General features: G+C 69.7%; 17 protein-coding genes and 1 pseudogene. 3 read left to right on the forward strand and 15 right to left on the reverse strand.

Annotated elements, in window-relative coordinates; translation table 11 throughout:
- Positions 1–229 precede the first annotated feature (229 nt).
- A complete protein-coding gene (gene rpsT / locus ACFWPJ_RS07200) occupies positions 230–490 on the forward strand; it encodes a 30S ribosomal protein S20 (RefSeq protein WP_019045815.1) in 261 nt (86 codons plus the stop codon).
- A 101-nt stretch (positions 491–591) separates the two neighbouring features.
- Positions 592–837 carry a hypothetical protein gene (locus tag ACFWPJ_RS07205; RefSeq protein WP_378848280.1) on the forward strand — a complete coding sequence of 82 codons (246 nt, stop codon included), beginning with the start codon at positions 592–594 and terminating at the stop codon, positions 835–837.
- Positions 838–843: 6 nt separating this feature from the next.
- Here the strand turns inward: ACFWPJ_RS07205 and ACFWPJ_RS07210 are convergent, their stop codons facing one another.
- The 4 genes from ACFWPJ_RS07210 to ACFWPJ_RS07225 form a co-directional block, all read right to left on the reverse strand.
- Positions 844–2,136 (reverse strand): LCP family protein, encoded by a 1,293-nt coding sequence (locus tag ACFWPJ_RS07210; RefSeq protein ID WP_378848283.1) that lies wholly within the window; start codon positions 2,134–2,136, stop codon positions 844–846.
- A 401-nt stretch (positions 2,137–2,537) separates the two neighbouring features.
- Positions 2,538–3,509: a DNA polymerase III subunit delta gene (holA, locus tag ACFWPJ_RS07215; protein WP_378848286.1), complete on the reverse strand. Its 972-nt coding sequence runs from the start codon at positions 3,507–3,509 to the stop codon at positions 2,538–2,540.
- Between the two features lie 198 nt (positions 3,510–3,707).
- A complete protein-coding gene (locus ACFWPJ_RS07220; RefSeq protein WP_378848289.1) occupies positions 3,708–6,206 on the reverse strand; it encodes a ComEC/Rec2 family competence protein in 2,499 nt (832 codons plus the stop codon).
- A gap of 553 nt (positions 6,207–6,759) precedes the next feature.
- Positions 6,760–7,734: a helix-hairpin-helix domain-containing protein gene (locus ACFWPJ_RS07225; RefSeq protein WP_378848292.1), complete on the reverse strand. Its 975-nt coding sequence runs from the start codon at positions 7,732–7,734 to the stop codon at positions 6,760–6,762.
- A gap of 178 nt (positions 7,735–7,912) precedes the next feature.
- On the opposite strand from ACFWPJ_RS07225, the gene ACFWPJ_RS07230 reads away from it, so the two are divergent.
- Positions 7,913–8,875 carry a DUF2332 domain-containing protein gene (locus tag ACFWPJ_RS07230; protein WP_378848295.1) on the forward strand — a complete coding sequence of 321 codons (963 nt, stop codon included), beginning with the start codon at positions 7,913–7,915 and terminating at the stop codon, positions 8,873–8,875.
- Positions 8,876–8,883: 8 nt separating this feature from the next.
- On the opposite strand, the gene lexA is transcribed toward ACFWPJ_RS07230, so the two are convergent.
- The 11 genes and pseudogenes from lexA to proA all read right to left on the reverse strand — a co-directional run.
- Positions 8,884–9,534 carry a transcriptional repressor LexA gene (lexA, locus tag ACFWPJ_RS07235; RefSeq protein WP_378848297.1) on the reverse strand — a complete coding sequence of 217 codons (651 nt, stop codon included), beginning with the start codon at positions 9,532–9,534 and terminating at the stop codon, positions 8,884–8,886.
- A gap of 81 nt (positions 9,535–9,615) precedes the next feature.
- Positions 9,616–10,458: a DegV family protein gene (locus tag ACFWPJ_RS07240; RefSeq protein ID WP_378848300.1), complete on the reverse strand. Its 843-nt coding sequence runs from the start codon at positions 10,456–10,458 to the stop codon at positions 9,616–9,618.
- 3 nt (positions 10,459–10,461) lie between these two features.
- On the reverse strand, positions 10,462–11,991 hold the full coding sequence (gene octT, locus ACFWPJ_RS07245; RefSeq protein ID WP_378848303.1) for a diglucosylglycerate octanoyltransferase: 1,530 nt from the start codon (positions 11,989–11,991) through the stop codon (positions 10,462–10,464).
- Complete coding sequence (locus ACFWPJ_RS07250; RefSeq protein WP_378848304.1) at positions 11,981–12,640, reverse strand: histidine phosphatase family protein; 660 nt, start codon at positions 12,638–12,640, stop codon at positions 11,981–11,983. The genes octT and ACFWPJ_RS07250 overlap by 11 nt, the downstream gene beginning before the upstream one ends.
- Positions 12,637–13,050, reverse strand: a complete 414-nt coding sequence (rsfS, locus tag ACFWPJ_RS07255; protein WP_378848307.1) for a ribosome silencing factor — start codon at positions 13,048–13,050, stop codon at positions 12,637–12,639. The genes ACFWPJ_RS07250 and rsfS overlap by 4 nt, the downstream gene beginning before the upstream one ends.
- 46 nt (positions 13,051–13,096) lie before the next feature.
- Entirely contained in the window at positions 13,097–13,738 is a 642-nt protein-coding gene (gene nadD / locus ACFWPJ_RS07260) for a nicotinate-nucleotide adenylyltransferase (protein WP_378848310.1), read from the reverse strand.
- Positions 13,739–13,803: 65 nt separating this feature from the next.
- On the reverse strand, positions 13,804–14,805 hold the full coding sequence (locus ACFWPJ_RS07265) for a hypothetical protein (RefSeq protein ID WP_378848312.1): 1,002 nt from the start codon (positions 14,803–14,805) through the stop codon (positions 13,804–13,806).
- 161 nt (positions 14,806–14,966) lie between these two features.
- Positions 14,967–15,308, reverse strand: coding sequence for an MmcQ/YjbR family DNA-binding protein (locus tag ACFWPJ_RS07270; protein WP_378848315.1), 342 nt, complete (start codon positions 15,306–15,308; stop codon positions 14,967–14,969).
- An 11-nt stretch (positions 15,309–15,319) separates the two neighbouring features.
- Positions 15,320–16,711 (reverse strand): VWA domain-containing protein, encoded by a 1,392-nt coding sequence (locus ACFWPJ_RS07275; protein ID WP_378848318.1) that lies wholly within the window; start codon positions 16,709–16,711, stop codon positions 15,320–15,322.
- 1 nt (position 16,712) lies between these two features.
- Positions 16,713–17,591 carry an AAA family ATPase gene (locus ACFWPJ_RS07280; protein WP_378848320.1) on the reverse strand — a complete coding sequence of 293 codons (879 nt, stop codon included), beginning with the start codon at positions 17,589–17,591 and terminating at the stop codon, positions 16,713–16,715.
- Positions 17,588–17,755: pseudogene (proA, locus tag ACFWPJ_RS07285) on the reverse strand (gamma-glutamyl-phosphate reductase); the annotation flags it as partial. The gene ACFWPJ_RS07280 and the pseudogene proA, both read right to left, overlap by 4 nt.
- Positions 17,756–17,906 lie beyond the last annotated feature (151 nt).

Here is a 17,906-nt window from a genome sequence, read left to right on the forward strand (position 1 = left end):
GTTGGTCTCTTTTTTTTTTATACCCCCCACCACCTTACTGGGTCCACACCCGCCGCGGCCCCCCGCCCGCGCGGTCGATGCCCGATTTCGCCCGGCGGTGCCGAGCTGGTAACCTCGATCTTCGGCGCGGTGTTACCCGTAGTTCAGCACCATCTGCTGCATCGTGGGCGCGCGTCCGACGAGCTTTCAAGACATACCACCCAGCGACAGGAAACCAGAGGATACAGGCGTGGCCAACATCAAGTCCCAGATGAAGCGGATCCGTACCAACGAGGCGGCGCGCAAGCGCAACCAGTCGGTCAAGTCCGCGCTGCGCACCGCGATCCGCAACTTCCGTGAAGCTGCCGCCAGCGGTGACAAGGAAAAGGCTGCCGAGCAGCTGCAGTTCGCGAGCCGCAAGCTCGACAAGGCCGCTTCCAAGGGCGTCATCCACGCCAACCAGGCGGCCAACAAGAAGTCCGCGCTCGCGCTGGCTCTCAACAAGATCTGATCGGAGCGGGGCCTGGTACCCGCTCAGCAATACTTCGCAAGACGCAGCCGCCGTGGCCTCGATGACCACGGCGGCTTTTGTCGTCAGCTACCATTCCGCGCATGTTGACGGTGTACGCGAATCAGACGGTGGTACGAGGCGACGACCTGGCCGAGGTGATCCGCGCTGCGGAGATCCTGGGGATCGGTCTCAAGATCGAGAACGTGATGGTGCCCGACGAGGACGGTGGCTTGGCGGCCGCGTGGATCGTCACCAGGGAGGACGAGGTCCCGCTCTACGACGAGTGGGAGGGCCGCTACGAGGACCTCGAGGACGACGAGGAGCAGCTCGCCGTCGTCGGCGACTGATCGGGCTCAGTTCACACAGGGGATCTGCCCCGAGATGATGTCACCGCGGACCGGCTTGCCCGCGTCGGGAGTCCCCGACACCGGCGTGGTCGTGCTGGTCCGCCAGGCGCCCGTGGATGTTTCGCCCGGCCACGCGGCGGGCGGTTCCGTCCGCGCCGCCGTGCGCCGGGTCGTCGTCGCGGCGGGGACGGGCATCCCGAACGCGGCGGCGATCTCGCGGCGGATCGCCTGCCTGTCCACGATGTTCACGTCCTGACCGTTGATGACGTCGTAGCGCAGGATCGGCAGCGTGCGGAATTCGACCTGCGGGTTCTCCGCGGTGCCGAGGGTGCGCACGAACTCGGTCATGTTCCAGCCGTCCGACAGGACGATATTGCGGTGCGCCACCTCCATCAGCTGGCCCAGCTTGCCCGGATCGGTGAGGGTGCCCGCGCGGCGCAGCTGCCGGGCCACCGACGTGAGGAAGGCCTGCTGCCGGTGCGTCCGGTCCAGGTCGCCGTTCTCCAGACCGTGCCGCTGCCGCACGAAGGCCAGCGCCTGCGCCGGATCGAGATGCTGGCGGCCTGCCGGGAAATCGGCACCGGAGAACTCGACGTCACGCACCGGGTGATTCAGGCACACCTCCACCCCGCCGAGCGCGGCGGCCAGGTCGTAGAAGCCCGCGAGGGTGACCTCGGCGAAGCGGTCGATCGGCACGCCGGTCAGCTCACGCACGGTCCTGACGATCGAGGCCCGCCCCGCCTCCCGTCCCGCCTGTTCCAGCCGCCGCCGGTCGGTGACGCCGCGCGCGATCAGCTGGTCCTGCACGGCGGCCTTCTTCAACCCGTACGCCTCCTTGATCTTGGCGTGGGTGTAGCCGGGGATGCCAGTGACCGGCACATAGTTGTCGCGCGGGATGGACACCGCGACGATCTTGTTCATCGCGGCCGGAATATGCACCAGGATCAGCGTATTGGCGTTGTACCCGCCCTCGTCTCCATCACCGGCGTGCAGCTGGTCGAGCACTTCGCGGGGCAGCTCGTCGCCGTTCTGGTCACGCCGGGTATCCAGCCCGATCAACAGGATGTTGAGATCCCCACCGAGCGAATGCGGCGCGTCGTCTTCGATGGCCCGCGACCGCAGAAACCCCGCATCGAAGGTGCCGGCGGTGGACCATCCGTACGCGGTGACCGCGACCACCACGGCCGACAGACCGGCCGCCATCCCCTTGACCACGCCTCTGGCCCACCAGCCCACCGAACCGCGAGCGCGTCGATCCAGCTCGCGCTCCCCGGTCCGGTCAACCGTCGGGTCGTCCATGTCATGATCAACTGTGCCAGCTCTGACAGCGGGCAGACATCGCGATTCGGTCCCGATTGCATGGCGGCACGGCGTGTCGGTGCCGCAGAGGTGTTCCAGCGGTGCTCAGCCGCAGCTATCGTGGCCGTCGGCGCCCGGTGTCGGCACTGCGGGCCACGGCTACCCGGCCTGGATGATCGTGCCGGGCCTCTACGGCTACGTTTTCGCGGCTGGTCGCGGTTCATCGGCTGTTCGAGGACAGGGCGGTGCCGGCGCGCTCCAAGCGTTCCCGCCGGGGTCGGACCCGGACGCTGAGTAGGCAGAGCGCCGCCGGGCTGTCCCGCAGGTGAGTTCGGGGCTCAGGCGCTGCACCCGAAGCCAGATGAGTTCTGGGATCAGGCACGGCACCCGACGTCCGGGGTTCAGCCTGCGGCGCGGAGGTCGAGGATGCGGGAGAGGGCGTGTTCGAGGGCGTAGGTGGCGTCGGCGGCGCCGCCCTTGACGTCGGCGTTGAGGGTGGCGACCACCTGGAGGGCGGTGCCGATGGTGGCGGGGTTCCAGCCGCGGGACTGGGCCTGGGCCTTCTTGACCTTCCACGGCGGCATGCCGAGCTGCTGGGCGAGTTTGAACGGGTCGCCGCGACCGGCGGAGCCGACGCGGGCGATGGTGTGCACGGAGTCGGCGAGGGCATCGGCCAGCAGGACGTGCGGTACGCCACGGTCGGTGGCCCAGCGCAGGGCTTCCATCGCGGCGGGACGATCGCCCGCGACGGCGAGTTCGGCGACGTCGAAGCCGGTGACCTCGGCGCGCCCGGAGTAGTAGCGGCGCACCGCGTTCACATCGACCTTGCCGCCGGTGTCGGCGACCAATTGTGAACAGGCGGCAGCGAGTTCGCGCAGTTCCGAGCCGACGGACTCGATCAGCACCTGCACCACGTCGGCGGCCACCCGAACACCGGCCGCCCGGAACTCCCCGCGCACGAACTCCATCCGCTCGGAGGCTTTGGTGAGCTTGGCGCATTCATGCACCACCGCGCCCTGCTTCTGCAGCGCCGGCGCCAGCGCCTTGGCCCGGCCACCGCCCGAGTGCAACACCATCAGCACCACGCCCGCGGGCGGATCGGCCGCGGCGTCGGTGATCACCGCGACCGCGTCCTTACCCGCCTCGGCCGCCGACTCGAGCACGATCACCCGATCCTCGGCGAACAGCGACGGACTCAGCAACTCCGCCAGCTCGGCGGTACTCGCGTCACCGGCACGCAGCCGGTCGACCGGCACCGACTCCGGATCGGGCGCACCCGCCCGCACCTGCCCGGTCACCTGCGCCACGGCGCGTTCGACCAGCAGCTCCTCGTCACCGAGAACCAGATGTACCGCGGCAGGGCGTTCGCTCACCAGGCGATCCTACGTTCGGCCACTGACAGGCGATCAGCCCGCAGTCCTTCGGCGTGGCAGCTCGGCGGGCGCACCGATCCGGCGGGGATGGCGTGGCTAGCCGGAGCCTCCCTACGATGCCTTCCTCCGCCGACGGGACCCCAGCGGGTCGGCGGCCGGAGGTCACCGTGCCTCCGTACTGGTGCCATTCGGCGAGCCTTACGGACCTGCGCCTGTCCGACGGCGGGAGGTCACCGTCCGTAGGTCGGCGTCAGTGCCGAGGACGATGACATCACCGTGGCGGTCGGTCCGGGCGATGGTGGCGCCGAGTGCGTCCAACGCGGCAATGATCGTGGGGTGTGGATGGCCGAAGGTGTTGTCGGTTCCGGCACTGATCAAAGCCAGGCGGGGACGGACGGCGCGGAGGAATTCCGGTGTGGTGGTGCGGGATCCGTGATGCGGCACTTTGAGGATGTCGGCGCGGATGTCGTTGTCGCGCAGCACACGGGACTGCGCTGCGGTCTCGATATCGCCGGTGAACAGGATCGTGCCCACTGCGGTGCGTACCTTCAGCACGAGGGACCGATCGTTGGCTTCGTCCAACTCCAATGAGGACGGAACCTCCCGGCTCGGTGCGAGCACCGCCAATCCCACTGCACCAAGGGTCAGCATCTGCCCAGCATGGAGTTCCATCAGCGGGATTCGGGCAGACTTCGCGATCTCGACGACCCGCTCGACACCACCGGAATCGGTGCCATGGTCAGCCGAATGCCGCTGCGCGGCAGCCTGGTCCGACTTCTCGGCGGAGTGGTGCAGTCGGGCGGTAGGCGCCGGTGGGGTGTGGAGGTGTCCGTCGTCCGGGCAGTGGTCGCTGGTGGTGCGGAGTTCGCCTGGGGCCGTTGCTATGGCGTCGACGGTACGGCCGCGGAGCGCGCCGGATAGGCCGTCGATGTGGTCGGCGTGTGGATGGGTGAGTATCAGGAGCCGGATGTGGGTGATGTGCAGGCGGTCGAGGCAGCGTCGGATTGGGCGGGGGTCGGGGCCCGTGTCGATGACCACCGCGGTGCCTGGTCCGACCGAGAGGGCGAGCCCGTCTCCCTGACCTACGTCGCACATGGCCAGTACCCAGCCGTCGGGTGGCCATCCGGGCTGCCAGAGCCGGACCGGGACGAGCACCACGGAGACGCCGAGGGCTCCGACAGCGAGCAGCCGGCGGGTCTTCGACCAGCACAAGGCCGCCACGATGGTCACGACGATCGCCGCGGCGACCAGCCCGCCAGTCAGGCCCGACTGCACTGTGACGGTGGCTCCGGGAACCGCGGCCGAGTGGTCGGCGACCGAGAGCAACCACCACAGCGGTGGGCGTGCGCACCAGAGCACCCACACCGCCGCGTCGTCCCACACGCACGCGAGGACCGCACCCACTGCCCCGATCACCGTGATGAGCCCGACCACCGGTGCGACGAGGGCGTTCGCGATGATCGCCACGAGACTCACCCGCCCCGACAGAGCGACCATGAGTGGCAGCGTCACGACGAAAGCCCCCGCGGACACCGCGACGATCTCCGCGGGCGCACGCCACCATCCGCGTGCCCGCAGCCAATCCGCCCAGCTGGGTGCGAGCAGGATCAGCCCCGCAGTGGCGAGGACCGACAGCGCGAAGCCCGCACTCACCGCCAATTGCGGTGCCACACCGAGCAATCCGATGACCGCGGCACCGAGCGCAGGCAGCGCCTGTTTGCGCCGGCCGGTCAGCAGCGCGAGCACCGTCACCGAGCCCATCGCCGCCGCGCGCAGCACACTGGGGTCGGGGCGCGCGAGGACGACGAACAGGACGACCACCCCGGCGGCGGCCGCGGCGCTGGTGCGCGGACCTGCGGTGAGCAGCCGGGTGAGTGCCAGCAACGCAGTCAGCAAGATCGTGAAATTCGCCCCGCTGACCACACAAAGGTGTTGCAGGCCTGCGATTTCGAACGCATCGCGAACATCATCGGACAGCTCGGAGGTGTCACCGACAACGAGCGCCGGTAGCAGGCCTGCCGCGGCCGGCGGTAGCGCTCGCCCTGACGCCTCGACGAGATCAGCCCGCACGTCCGCGGCGAGCCGCTGCCACCACGGCGGGGTGCCGACGAGCTCCGGAGAGGCTACCGCGTTCAGGGTCGCCACGGTCAGGTCCGCTCGATTCGGTTCACTCACCCGAGCACGGAACCGGATCACCTGCCCGGGCGACAGGTCGGTCCACTCGCCACCGCCGGCGAGGACGACCACCGCCCCACCCACTCGCATCGTCGACGCACCGCCGCCGAACTGCCGCAGCCCGGCATGGACAATCCACCGCCGCTGCCCACCGAATCCGCCGGCACGCATCGGTTTCGCGTCATCGGTGACAACGGCCAGCACCGTCACCGACCGCCCGAACGATTCCCGCAACGGGTGCGACTGCACGTGATGCTCACGCCAGGCCCCCGCCGCCCCGAAACCAGCCGCAAGCAGCATCGTCGCCAGCCCCGCCACCGCGACAACTCGCCACCGCTCCCGCTTGTGCGCGATCGCCCACAACAGCACAACCCACAGCCCGATCGCCACCACCACAGCACCGACCGCCAGCATCAACCCCGCGAGCCACCCGAGCGACACCGCGACAATCGTCGCCACCCAGCACCCGAGCGCGGCAGGCACCAGCCGCATATCGAGAATCTGCCGCTCCGGCTCCTCCACCACCTCCTCTTCGCGCGGCGCCGCCCTCATTCGCCAGCCGGGTTCGCGCCCGGACCATCGCCACGCGCCGCACTACGCCCGAGGACCGATGGGACACCGAAGCATCCGAATTCCATACTGCTGTACGAATGCTCGACGCAGTCCACGAAGCAGGGCGAGAAATCACCTGTCGATGCCACGTTGTCCGCAGTTGACCTGACGCATTGTGCGGCTGATGCCACGCGGCCAGCGGTCGAAGCCACGTGGCCTGGTCTCGATGCGACGCTGCCCGGCGTCGATGCGACGGGGTCTGCGGCCGATGCCAGGTAGTCGGTAGTCGACGCCGTGGGGGCTGGGTTCGACACCACGTGCTCCAGGGCCGGCACGACGCTGCCCGGCGTCGACGCGGCGGGGCCTGCGGCTGATGCCGCGAGGTCGGCCGTCGCTGTCAGGTGGTCGGGGTTGGGGGTTGAGGTTGGAGCGGGATCGACCGATGCCGGGCAATCGTCCTGCGGGTCGGTATCTCTGGTGGGGCCGGTTGTTTCGCCGGCCGCGGCCGGATCGGGAGGTCGGGTCATGTCGTCACCAGGTCGCGCAGGCGGGCGAGGCGGGCGGGGCCGATGCCGTCTACTTCGCCTAGTTGGGCGACGTCGGTGAATCGGCCGTTGGTCGAGCGCCAGGCGAGGATCGCTGTGGCGGTTACCGGGCCGACGCCGGGTAGTGCGTCGAGCTCCGCTTCCGTTGCGGTGTTCAGGTTGAGGCGAGCCTTGCCGCCCTTGCCGTTCGGGGCGGTGGCGGTGTTCGTGCCCGTGGTGCTCGCTGCGGTAGCGGGGGCGTGGTCGGCGGCGCTGATCATGGTGCTGCCCAGGGGTGGCGGTCCTGATTGGGGGCCGGTCGCGCCGACGACGAGCTGGTCACCGTCGGACAGCCGTTGGGCCAGGTTCAAGCCGGCCAGGTCGGCATCGTCTCGGGCGCCGCCTGCGATCTCGATGGCGTCGGCGATGCGGGAGCCGCTGGGCAGACGGTGCAGGCCCGGCCGGTCGACCAGACCCACCACGCTGACAACGACTTCCGTGCTCACGCTCGGGCTGGTGCCTGACACCGCGGCGGCTGTGGCGGTCGGCTCGGCACGTACGCCGATGCTCTCCGCGCGCACTACCGGCACCGGCGGTATCGCCTGCTGCGTCGGTTGATCGCGCACCACCATGATGCCGGTGAGCACGACCGCGACGAGGCCCACCAGGCCGAGTACCAGCGCACCCCGGCGTCCGGGATCGAGGCGCGCCCCGCGGAACCGTTCGGGCACAAGCCGTTGCAGGCCGCGGGGTTGCGCGCCGTCGTCGAGCCAACCCGGCGCACGCACCTCCCCTCCCGACGGCGTGAGTTCATCGTCGTCCCAACGGCCCTCGGCGCCATCATCGATACCGGCCCCTGCCGGTGTGGGTCCGCGACCTGACTCACTGCGCAAGCCGCCCGGTCCCGCCTTCTCGCGTACCGCCAGCCCGCCCAGCCGTTGCCGTACCCGCTCGTGCTCTTCGTGTCGTGACATGGCACCGACGCTACGAGGAAGCGGCCGCGGGAAACTGCCGCCGACCTGGGCATACAACGAACCTGTGGACAACCTCGAGCCTGTGGACAACTCCCGGTCAGCGGCCGCTGAGCGCGGAATCCGTGCGGTTCCAGCGAATATGGTGCGCGCATGGCCGAAACGACGTACGGATGGTGGCATGGACCTGGCACAGCGATTCCGCGACTTCGCGTTCCGCGAGGTACACAGCAATTCCCCGCTCTACCACCGGCGGGCTGTCGACATCTCCGAGGACCCTGCGGTGCTGGCGTTGATCGCCGGGCTGCCCACGAACAAACAGCAACCCAACCTGGTCCTGGCGGCCGCGCGCGTGAACGGTGCGATCACGGTGCCCTACCGCGAGTTCCGCGAGCAGCTGATCGCGCACTGGCCCGCGATCTCGGCGACAGCCCTGGCCAGGCGCACCCAGACGAACGAAGCAGGCCGCGCGGCAACACTGCTGCCGGTGCTCGCACGGCTTCCCGGACCGCTGTCGCTGATCGAGGTCGGCGCCTCGGCGGGACTGTGTCTGTACCCGGACCGTTTCAGCTACCGCTACAACGGGATCTCACTGGATCCCGCCGAGGGACCGTCCCCAGTGGTGTTGCCGTGCACGGTAACCGGCGCCGCACCGATACCGACACGGCTACCCGAGGTGGTGCATCGAGCCGGAGTCGACCTGAACCCGCTGGACGCGGGAGACATCCGGGACCGGGAATGGCTGGAAGCACTGGTCTGGCCGGGACAGGACGACCGACTCGCGAGGCTTCGAGCGTCCTGCGCGATCACTGCCGCGAACCCTCCGCTCCTGATGACGGGCGACTTGAACAAGAAAGTCGCCGAGCTGGTCCACACCGCGCCGCACGGCAGCACGGTGGTCGTGTTCCACAGTGCGGTGCTCACCTATCTGTCCGCACAGGCTCGCGAGGAGTTCGTCACCACGGTGCGCGAGCTGCCCTGCCACTGGGTGTCCCAGGAGGGCACCGGTGTGATCGCGGAGTTCGCCGATCGGCTGCCCGAAAGGGACTCGGGCACAGTGCGGATGGTGCTCGCGGTGGACGGCGAGCCGGTGGCCTACGCCGGGCCGCACGGCCAGTCGCTGGACTGGTTCGGCCCGGCGTAGCACGGACGTCAGATCCGGCGCATCACCGAGACCACCCGGCCCAGGATCACGGCCTCGTCGCCGTCGATGACCGAGTAGGCGGGGTTGCGGGGTTCGAGCTGCACATGGCCGTTGCGCCGGCGATACACCTTCACGGTGGCTTCCTCGCCGATCATGGCGGCCACGATGTCGCCGGAGTTGGCCTCGCGCTGGCTGCGGACCACGACGAGGTCGCCGTCGCAGATCGCGGCGTCGATCATCGAGTCGCCGCGGACGCGGAGGCCGAAAACCTCGCCGCGGCCGACGAGTTCACGCGGCAGGGTGAGCAGGTCGTCGGCGTGTTGCTCGGCCAGGATCGGGGTGCCCGCGGCGATGTCGCCGACTACGGGCACGGTCACCGACCCGTCGGAGCCGCCGCCCGGCGCGTGCCGCAGGAACAGACGCACATCGATGGGCCGGGTCATCGCGGCACCGCGGCGCAGGAAGCCGTCCTCCTCCAGCGCTTTCAGATGCTTGGAGACCGTGGACGTGGAGCGCAGGCCTACGGCGTCGGCGATCTCCCTGGCGCTGGGCGGGTAGCCGTGCGCGAGCACCGAATCCCGGATCACGGCGAGGATGTGTTGCCTGCGGGGCGGCAGGTGCGCGGTGTCGGGGTAGTCGAAGTCGTCGTATCCGGTCACCGGGGCATCGTAGAGGCCCGCCGGTTCAGACCGTCGGCGCAGGCTCCCGGCGTGGCAGCCCGCGGCGGAAACCGGTCCCGGTCACGAACACCCGCCGGGCACCACGAGCACGCCGAGCGCGCCGACGCCGAGGTGCACCCCCAGGGTAGGGCCGAACTCGGTGACGTAGAGCTCCTCGACTTCGGGCACCTGTTCGCGCAGCTGGGCGGCGATCGTCTCGGCGGCGTCGGCGGCCCCCAGATGCTGGACGGCCAGCGCCGCACCGTCCCCGCCCGCGGCATCCACCGCGGCCGCCACCAGCTTCGCGTAGGCACGGGATCTGGTCCGCACCTTCTCGCGCAGCTCCAGCTTGCCCTCGACCAGCTGCAGCAGTGGCTTCGTCACCAGTTCGCTGCCGAAGAACGCGGCGGCACTGCTGAGCCTGCCGCCCTTGCGGAGCTGCTCGGTGCGGTTGACCAGGATGAACGTGCGAGCACGAGCGGCGACCGCCACCGCGCGTTCGTAGACGGCATCCAGCGCCTCACCCGCACGAGCCCGGCGCGCGGCAGCGAGCACGGGCAGACCGGTCGCCAATCCCGCACCGAGCGAATCCACCAGGCGCACACGATCTTCGGCGCCCATGTCGCGGACCGCCTGCCGCCCCGATTCCCAGGTCGCCGACAGGGTGCGCGACAGATGCACGGCGACGACACCGTCGCCGTCGCTGTGGCTCAGCGCGCGTTCGTAGGCCTCGCGCAGCTCACCCGGCGAGGCAGCCGAGGTGGTGACCGAATCCGTCGAGTAGTCGATCTCGACGGGATCGATGCCCTCCCGGATCTCCCGGTCGCCGACGAGCACATGCAACGGCACCACTTCGATACCGAGCTCGGCGACGATGTCGGCGGACAGCCCGGCCGCCGAATCGGTGACCACCACAACGGGCACGGACTACCGGACCTCCTGCAGCGCCTTGGTCATCGCCGTCGCCACCGCCGCGTGTCCCGCCCAGCCCCAGTGGATGCCGTCCGGGTTCGCCGCACCCGACTCGATGTCGTCGCGCACGGCCTCACCGAGGTCGACCAGCGGCACCGAGGTACGGCCAGACCACGCCTGCAGCGCCTTGACCGCGCGCGCACGGCCCCTGTGCACCCGCCCGTAGGCATCGCACTTGTGCACCGACGGCAGCACCGCGACCACGGGCAGCTCGGGACGCAGATGGTTCAGCGCCTCGCGCGACTGCTCCAGGTAGTCGACACTCACCTTCGGCGGAAGTGCCACCGGCCGACCGAGTTTCGACAGCTTCGGCTGCAGCCAGTTGTAGGAGGCGCGCACGCCACGGCGCAGCTTGGGCGGACGGATGTAGCGGATCAGTTCCCGCAGCGCGGTGGGCAGCGGGGAGGGCAGCGTGTCCATGCCACCGACGGCGAACACGACCGCGCCTGCCCGCGGCACCGCGGCCCAGACCCGGGGGTCACCGATGAGCGCCCAGTAGGCGTCGCGGCAGGTCCAGCCGATCCGCGCGATCAGCTCCACATCCCAATCCAGTTCGGCGGCCACCATATTCGGCCAAATCCGCGGATCGTCCGCGGGCAGGCCGCCCTTGGGTCCGTAGTACGCGAGGGAATCAGCGATCACCAGGAGCACGGGACGCGGCGACGCGGATTCCACCGGCCGGGGCGCGGTGGATTCCTCGACCAGCACGTCCTCCACGGCCGTCTCGACGAGCGATTCACCTTGCGCGACAGCGGTCTCCGCTGCCGGCGAGTCCGGAGCGGACGCCTCGGCCACCGAGGCAGCCACGGTGGCCGAATCCGCAGACTCCGCGACGGACTCGTCCGTCACCGTCTCGACCGAATCGCCCACCGGCTCGGTACCCGCGGCAGTGTCGGCATCGGCCGCCGGATCGCCGGAACCGTCAGCCGCACTGGCCGACTGGAGGTCCTGCGCCGCGGCGGGCTCAGCCACGGAGTTCGTCGTCGCCTCGAGATCGTCAGCGCCCGTAGCGGGACTCGCGCCATCGGACAGCTCCGTGACGGATACCGCCGAGTCGGCGGTATCCGACTGCGCAACAGCCGATTCGGCATCGGCACCGTCCGACTGCACGGCAGAGTCCGCTACGGCCTCGGCGTCGGCGGCGCCCGATGTGGCAGGCTCGCCGTCGACATCGGCGTCCGAGTCCTCCGACGAGTCGCCCGCGGCCGCCGAATCGCTTGCCGCCGAGCCGACCTGCTCGGGCTCGGCGACTACCGGAGCAGGCGGCGGGCCGAACAGCGCGTCGGGCAGCGAGCGTTCGCTGCGCGCGGTGACCTGCTTGAAGAGTTCGTCCGGTACCGAACGGATGGGCTCCTCACGCTCGGGGCGTGCGGGCCGAGCGGGTGGCGGGCCGAACAGCGCGTCCGGCAATTGCCGTCCGGGCTTGGCCGTCACCTGCTGGAACAGTTCGTCCGGTACCGATCGGACGGGCTCTTCAGAGGACATCGGGAGCTACCTTCGCCGCTGCGTTCCAAACATCGAGGCGCCAGCCGGGTCGGTCGATGTCAGGGCCGTGACTGGACAGCTGTACCCAGCTCGTATTGGCCAGCCCACCGAGGGCAGGCCAGTTCCCTGGGGGCAGTTCCAGCAACGCGGCCGTGAGGGCAGCGATCAGCCCGCCGTGCGCCACCAGGATGATAGTCCGGCCGGGCCAATCCTGTCGCTCGTTGTACAGTTCGCGCACCACGGGCAGCGAACGCGCACCGACCTCGAGTTTGCTCTCGCCACCGGGCGGTGTGTAGGTGGCGTCGAGCCGCCACTGCACACGCGCGCCCGGGTAGTCGGCGTCGACCTCGAGATGGGTCAGACCCTCCCAGTCGCCGAGATGGGTCTCGCGCAGCCGCTGATCGGTGACGACCGGCAGATCGCTGATGTCACCGAGTGCCTGCGCCGTCTCCTTGGCGCGCCGCAGATCGGAGGCGTGGATGGCGATGGCATTGCGCGAAACCAGTTCGCGCGCCGCCTCTTTGGCCTGCTGACGACCGAGCTCGGTGAGATCGGTGTCGATCTGACCCTGCATCCGGTCGGCCGCGTTCCATTCGGTCTGCCCGTGCCGCAGCAGGATCAGCGTGCGCACATGGGCGTACTTGCTCACTCGGTGTCGCCCTCTACCTGTGCGTCGTCGGCGGCCGGAGTCGGCAGGGCGGCGATGCCCTCGACGGCGACGGTCGGGCAGTCACGCCACAACCGCTCCAGCGCATAGAAATTGCGCTCGTCGTTGTGCTGGATGTGCACGACGATGTCGACGTAGTCGAGCAGCGCCCAGCGACCCTCGCGGGTGCCTTCGCGACGGACCGGCTTGTGCCCGGCTTCGCGCAGTTTCTCTTCGACGTTGTCGACGATCGCGTTGACCTGGCGCTCGTTGGGCGCCGAGGCGATCACGAAGCAGTCGGTGATCACCAGCTGTTCGGAGACGTCGAGGACGACGACATCGGTGGCGAGCTTGTCGTCTGCCGCGAGTGCGGCGACCTTGGCCATTTCGACCGCTTCGGCGGTGGCACTCATACGGCCTCCCCCAGACAGGTCAGACCCTCGATCGTGTGGCTCAACGTCAGCTACCTTCCGTTCCTGCGGGCCCATACAGGTGCCGCTTCGATATGTACTGCACCACGCCGTCGGGGACGAGGTACCAGACCGGCCGACCCTCCGCGGCGCGGCGGCGGCATTCGCTCGACGAGATGGCCAGCGCGGGGATCTCGATCATCGTCACGGCATCGGCGGGCAGGTCCCGCAGATGCTCCTCGAGATGGTCGGTGTTCAGCTCGTACCCCGGACGGCTCACCCCGACGAACTTCGCCAGTTCGAACAGTTCGGTCCAATCCTGCCATGTCAGGATGTTGGCCAGCGCGTCCGCACCGGTGATGAAGTACAGCTCGGCGTCGGGATGAGCGCTCTGCATCTCGCGCAGGGTGTCCACCGTGTAGGTGACCTTGTTGCGTTCGATGTCGGCCCGGCTGACCGAGAATCTCGGGTTGGACGCGGTGGCGATGACTGTCATCAGATACCGGTCCTCGGCGGGGCTGACCTGTTTGTTCACCTTCTGCCACGGCTGACCGGTCGGAACGAAGATGACCTCGTCGAGCTCGAACCGGTTCGCGACCTCGCTGGCCGCGACCAGGTGGCCGTGGTGAACGGGGTCGAAGGTGCCGCCCATGACGCCGAGCTTGCGGCGCGGCCGAGCTGTTTCGTGCATGAGGTCCGAGCTTAACGGGACTGTCACCGTCCGAGCGGACCGGACTGCTCCGCGGCAGCTCGGGGTCAGCACGGACCCGACGCCTGCGCGCACATCTGCGCGAACTGGGCGCGGGTGCGATCCAGCTCATCGGCGATGTGCGGGCCCGGTTCGGTGGCGAGCCGGTCGTTCAGTTCGGCCATCAGCACGTCGATCGTGACCCACCACGGCCCGCGGACCCGGCCTCGCGGTCCGCGCAGCTGTAACCAGGCCGCCGCGCGGAGGCAGCGGGCGCGCGGCACGATCTTGCCCAGCTCACCCCACAGGCCCGCGGCCCGCAGGTAGCCGCCCAGTGCGGCGGATTCCTGCCCGCAACATTCCCGGGCCACGGCCGACGACCACACCAGATCAGCGTGGCGATGCCGCTGTGTAGCCGATCCGGCGAGCAGCCGGGCGGCCTCGGTGAACTGCCAGGCGGCCTGGCGGTGCTTGCCGAGCCGGATCAGCGATTCGGCGAACTCGGCGCGGACCAGCGCGAGCTCGCCGGACGGGTAGCCGGCGACGCCGCTCAGCAAGGGCCGGTCGAAGGCGGTGACGGCCTCGACGTGCTTGCCCGCCCGATGCCAGGCCCGGCCCGCGACCAGCCACAGGTGCGCGGAGTCGGCCGCCGAGATGGGGTGCCAGCACGCGGCGGCGGAGGCGGCTGCTCTGGCCACATCGCGGTCGCGGCCCGGTTGGGCGGCGATCGCGGTGACCAGCCGGGTGCGCAGCTCGGCGAGTTCCCTGCCTCCGATTTCGCCGAAGCCGACGACCAGCGCGCGACGCAGCTGCTCTTCGGCGGCGGCGGGCGCGTCGGCCAGCCGGGCTGCCGCGATCCCGGCCAGTCTGCGCGCTGCCCGTGCTCCCGAACCCGGGGGCAGGTGCCCGGCCTGCGCCGGCTCGCCGGACGCCGCAGATCGACCCCAGCTGTCGGGTGTCAGCCCCTGGGCCTGGGCTGCATTGTCGCTGCGGGCTACCGCGCCATACCCCTCGACGATGACGGGTTCAGCTGCTGCACAGGCACTCTCGTTGGACGATGGATCGGTCACCAGGCGAACCACATCCACCGCGCGACGGCTCGGGCCTGCCGCGCTGTCACCCTGTCCGATACCCGTCGGTCGGACCGCTCGTCGTCGCGCGACGCCCCTGCCAGCATGGCGGTGATCTTGGAGGGCAGACCATGTAAGCGGCTTAACGTCCGCTGAAGCGGTCAGATCTTGGGGCGCTTCGACTTCGGTAGCTTGGCGACGACAGCGTCGTAGGAGGCGTCGATCAACTCGCGTAATTCATCGGGCGGGACGGCCCCGCCGACGGTGATGCTGTTCCAGCCGTAGCGCCCGATATAGGCGGACGCGCTGACGTCATCGGGGTAGATGTGGACCAGTTCGTCGGCCTCGCCGCGGTCGCGCCCGCATTTGAGCCCGATCGACGTGCCTTCCCCGAGGAAGGCGAAGATCTTGTCGCCCACCTTGGCGACGACGTCGCCCTCCCACGGTTCGTCTTGCCAGGCACCGGGTTTGGCCAGGCAGTAGGTCAGCAGATCCTCGCTCATCACCAGCTCCTTCAGACGGGCAACAACCGGGAGACCACGTCGGTCAGCTGCCGGGCGGACCGGCATTCGTGCATCTCGATCACCTCGCCGTAGTCGCGGGCCGCCGAATCGCCGGTACCCCACAGGTTGCGCGGTTCGGGATTCAGCCAGTGCGCGTGCCGGGCTGTATCGACCAGCTGCCGCAGGGTGTCCAGCTGCGGATTGCGGTAGTTGGTGCGGCCGTCGCCGAGCACCAGCAGGGAACTGCGGCTGGTGACCGCGTCACCGAAGTTGTCGGCGAAGGTGGTCAGCGCCTGGCCGTAGTCGGAGTGCCCGTCGGCGTCGATGATCCGCGACTCGGTGAAAATCCTGGTCAGCACGTTGTCGAGGCCCGCGTACGGGTCGAAGAAGGTGGTCACCTCGTCGGTGCGGTCGACGAAGGCGAAGATCCTGACCCGGGAGAACTGCTCGCGCAGCGCGCTGACCAGCAGCATGGTGAAGTTGCTGAATCCGGCGACCGAGCCCGAGATGTCGCACAGCAGAACCAGTTCCGGGCGGCCGGGCCGGGGCTTGCGGTTCACCAGGTCGATCGGTACGCCGCCGGTGGACATCGAGGCCCGCAGTGTCTTGCGCAGATCGATCTCGCCGCGGCGGGCCTTCTTACGCCGCACCGCGAGGCGGGAGGCGAGGATCCGGGCCAGCCGCTGGCTACCGCGCCGCAGTTCGACGAGTTCGCGTTCGGAGGCGCGCAGGAAATCGGCGTCCTCGGCCTGGCGGGCGACACCGTAGGTGGCGACGCGTTCGCGACCGATCTGTTCGGCGACCCGCCGATTGGTCTCGGCTTCCACACTCGCCCGGAAGCCGGCGATGCGTTCCCGGACGATCCGCTGCGCGACCTCGGTATCGCGGTCGCTCGCATCCGGCGGCAGGGCCAAGCCTGCCAGTACCCGCGACAGCAAGGTTTGTGGCGCAAGGTCTTTCAACGCCTGATACGCCGAGAACGACGGCCCGCGCGCCGACTGGTACTGACCGAGCTGTTCGACAATCTGCCCGGCCAGCAACTGCAACTGGGCGCCGCTGTCCTCGGCGGTGAGCAGTTCGGCCAGTTGTTCACGCAGGGCGGGCAGGTCGACTTGGCCCTCGGGCGTGCGCGGCAGGTCGGCGGCCTCGGCACTGCGCTCCCCCACCGCGACCGGGAACCACAGGTCGAACAGTCCGTCGAAGGTCCGCCGGTGGGTGGGGCGCCGCAGCAGGGCGCACGCCAGTCCCTCGCGCACCGACTCGCGGTCGAGCAGGTCGAGCACGGTGAGTACCCGGCCCGCGTCGACGGTTTCCGATGGCCCGACCGGCACGCCGCGGGCCCGCAGCGCCGCGACGAACCCGGCGACGTGCCCGCCGAGTCCGTGCGGGCCAGGCGCGGTCATCTCAGGCCAGCTTCAGCTCGGCCAGCGCGCGCTGGTGGTCGCTGCGATGCTTGAGCACCACGCCGAGCGTGGCGCGCACCGTAGCGTCGTCGAGGTCGGCGGCGCCCAGCGCGAGCAGGGTGTGACCCCAGTCGATCGATTCGGCCACCGACGGCAGCTTCTTGAGCTGCATCCCACGCAGGACATGCACGATCCGCACCAGCTGCTCGGCCACCGTGGCCGACAGCTCCGGCACCCGGCTGGCCAGGATGCGGCGCTCGAGCTCCTCGTCGGGGAAGTCCAGGTGCAGGTACAGGCAGCGGCGCTTGAGCGCCTCGGACAGCTCCCGGGTGGCGTTCGAGGTGAGCACGACGAACGGTTTGCGGGTCGCGGTGATGGTGCCCAGTTCCGGGACGGTCACCGCGAAATCGCTGAGCACCTCGAGCAGCAGGCCCTCGATCTCGACGTCGGCCTTGTCGGTCTCGTCGATCAGCAGCACCGTCGGCTCGCTGCGCCGGATGGCGGTGAGCAGCGGGCGCGAGAGCAGGAATTCCTCGGTGAAGACGTCGGCTTTGGTTTCGGCCCAATCGTTTTCGCTCGACGCCTGGATCCGCAGGATCTGCTTGGCGTGGTTCCACTCGTAGAGTGCGCGGGCCTCGTCGACGCCTTCGTAGCACTGCAGCCGGACCAGCTCGGCGCCGGCGACCTGGGCCACCGCGCGCGAGAGCTCGGTCTTGCCGACACCGGCGGGACCTTCGATGAGCAGCGGCTTGCCCAGCCGGTCGGCCAGGAAGACCGAGGTGGCGGTGGCCTTGTCGGCCAGGTAGCCGGTATCGGCCAGCCGGGAGATGACGTCGTCGACCGAGGTGAAGATCGGTTCCTGTACCAGTGTCACGATCACACCGGCCGAGTCTGGCCGTCGCCCCACACGATCCACTTGGTGGAGGTGAGTTCGGGCAGTGCCATCGGGCCGCGGGCGTGCAGCTTCTGGGTGGAGATGCCGATCTCGGCGCCGAAGCCGAACTGCTCACCGTCGGTGAACGCGGTGGAAGCGTTCAACAAAACCCCCCCCCCCGGGCCGGGGGGGGGGGGGGCCGGTGCGCGGCCGCGCGGCGGCGGGGGGTGCGGGGGGGCCCTATGTGTTCCCGGTGCCGCGCGTGTGGCGGTGGTGTGTTGGGGGGGGGGCCCCCCCCGCCGGTGCCCGCCCGCACCCTGC

Source organism: Nocardia sp. NPDC058497, assembly GCF_042720195.1.
Taxonomy (GTDB): domain Bacteria; phylum Actinomycetota; class Actinomycetes; order Mycobacteriales; family Mycobacteriaceae; genus Nocardia.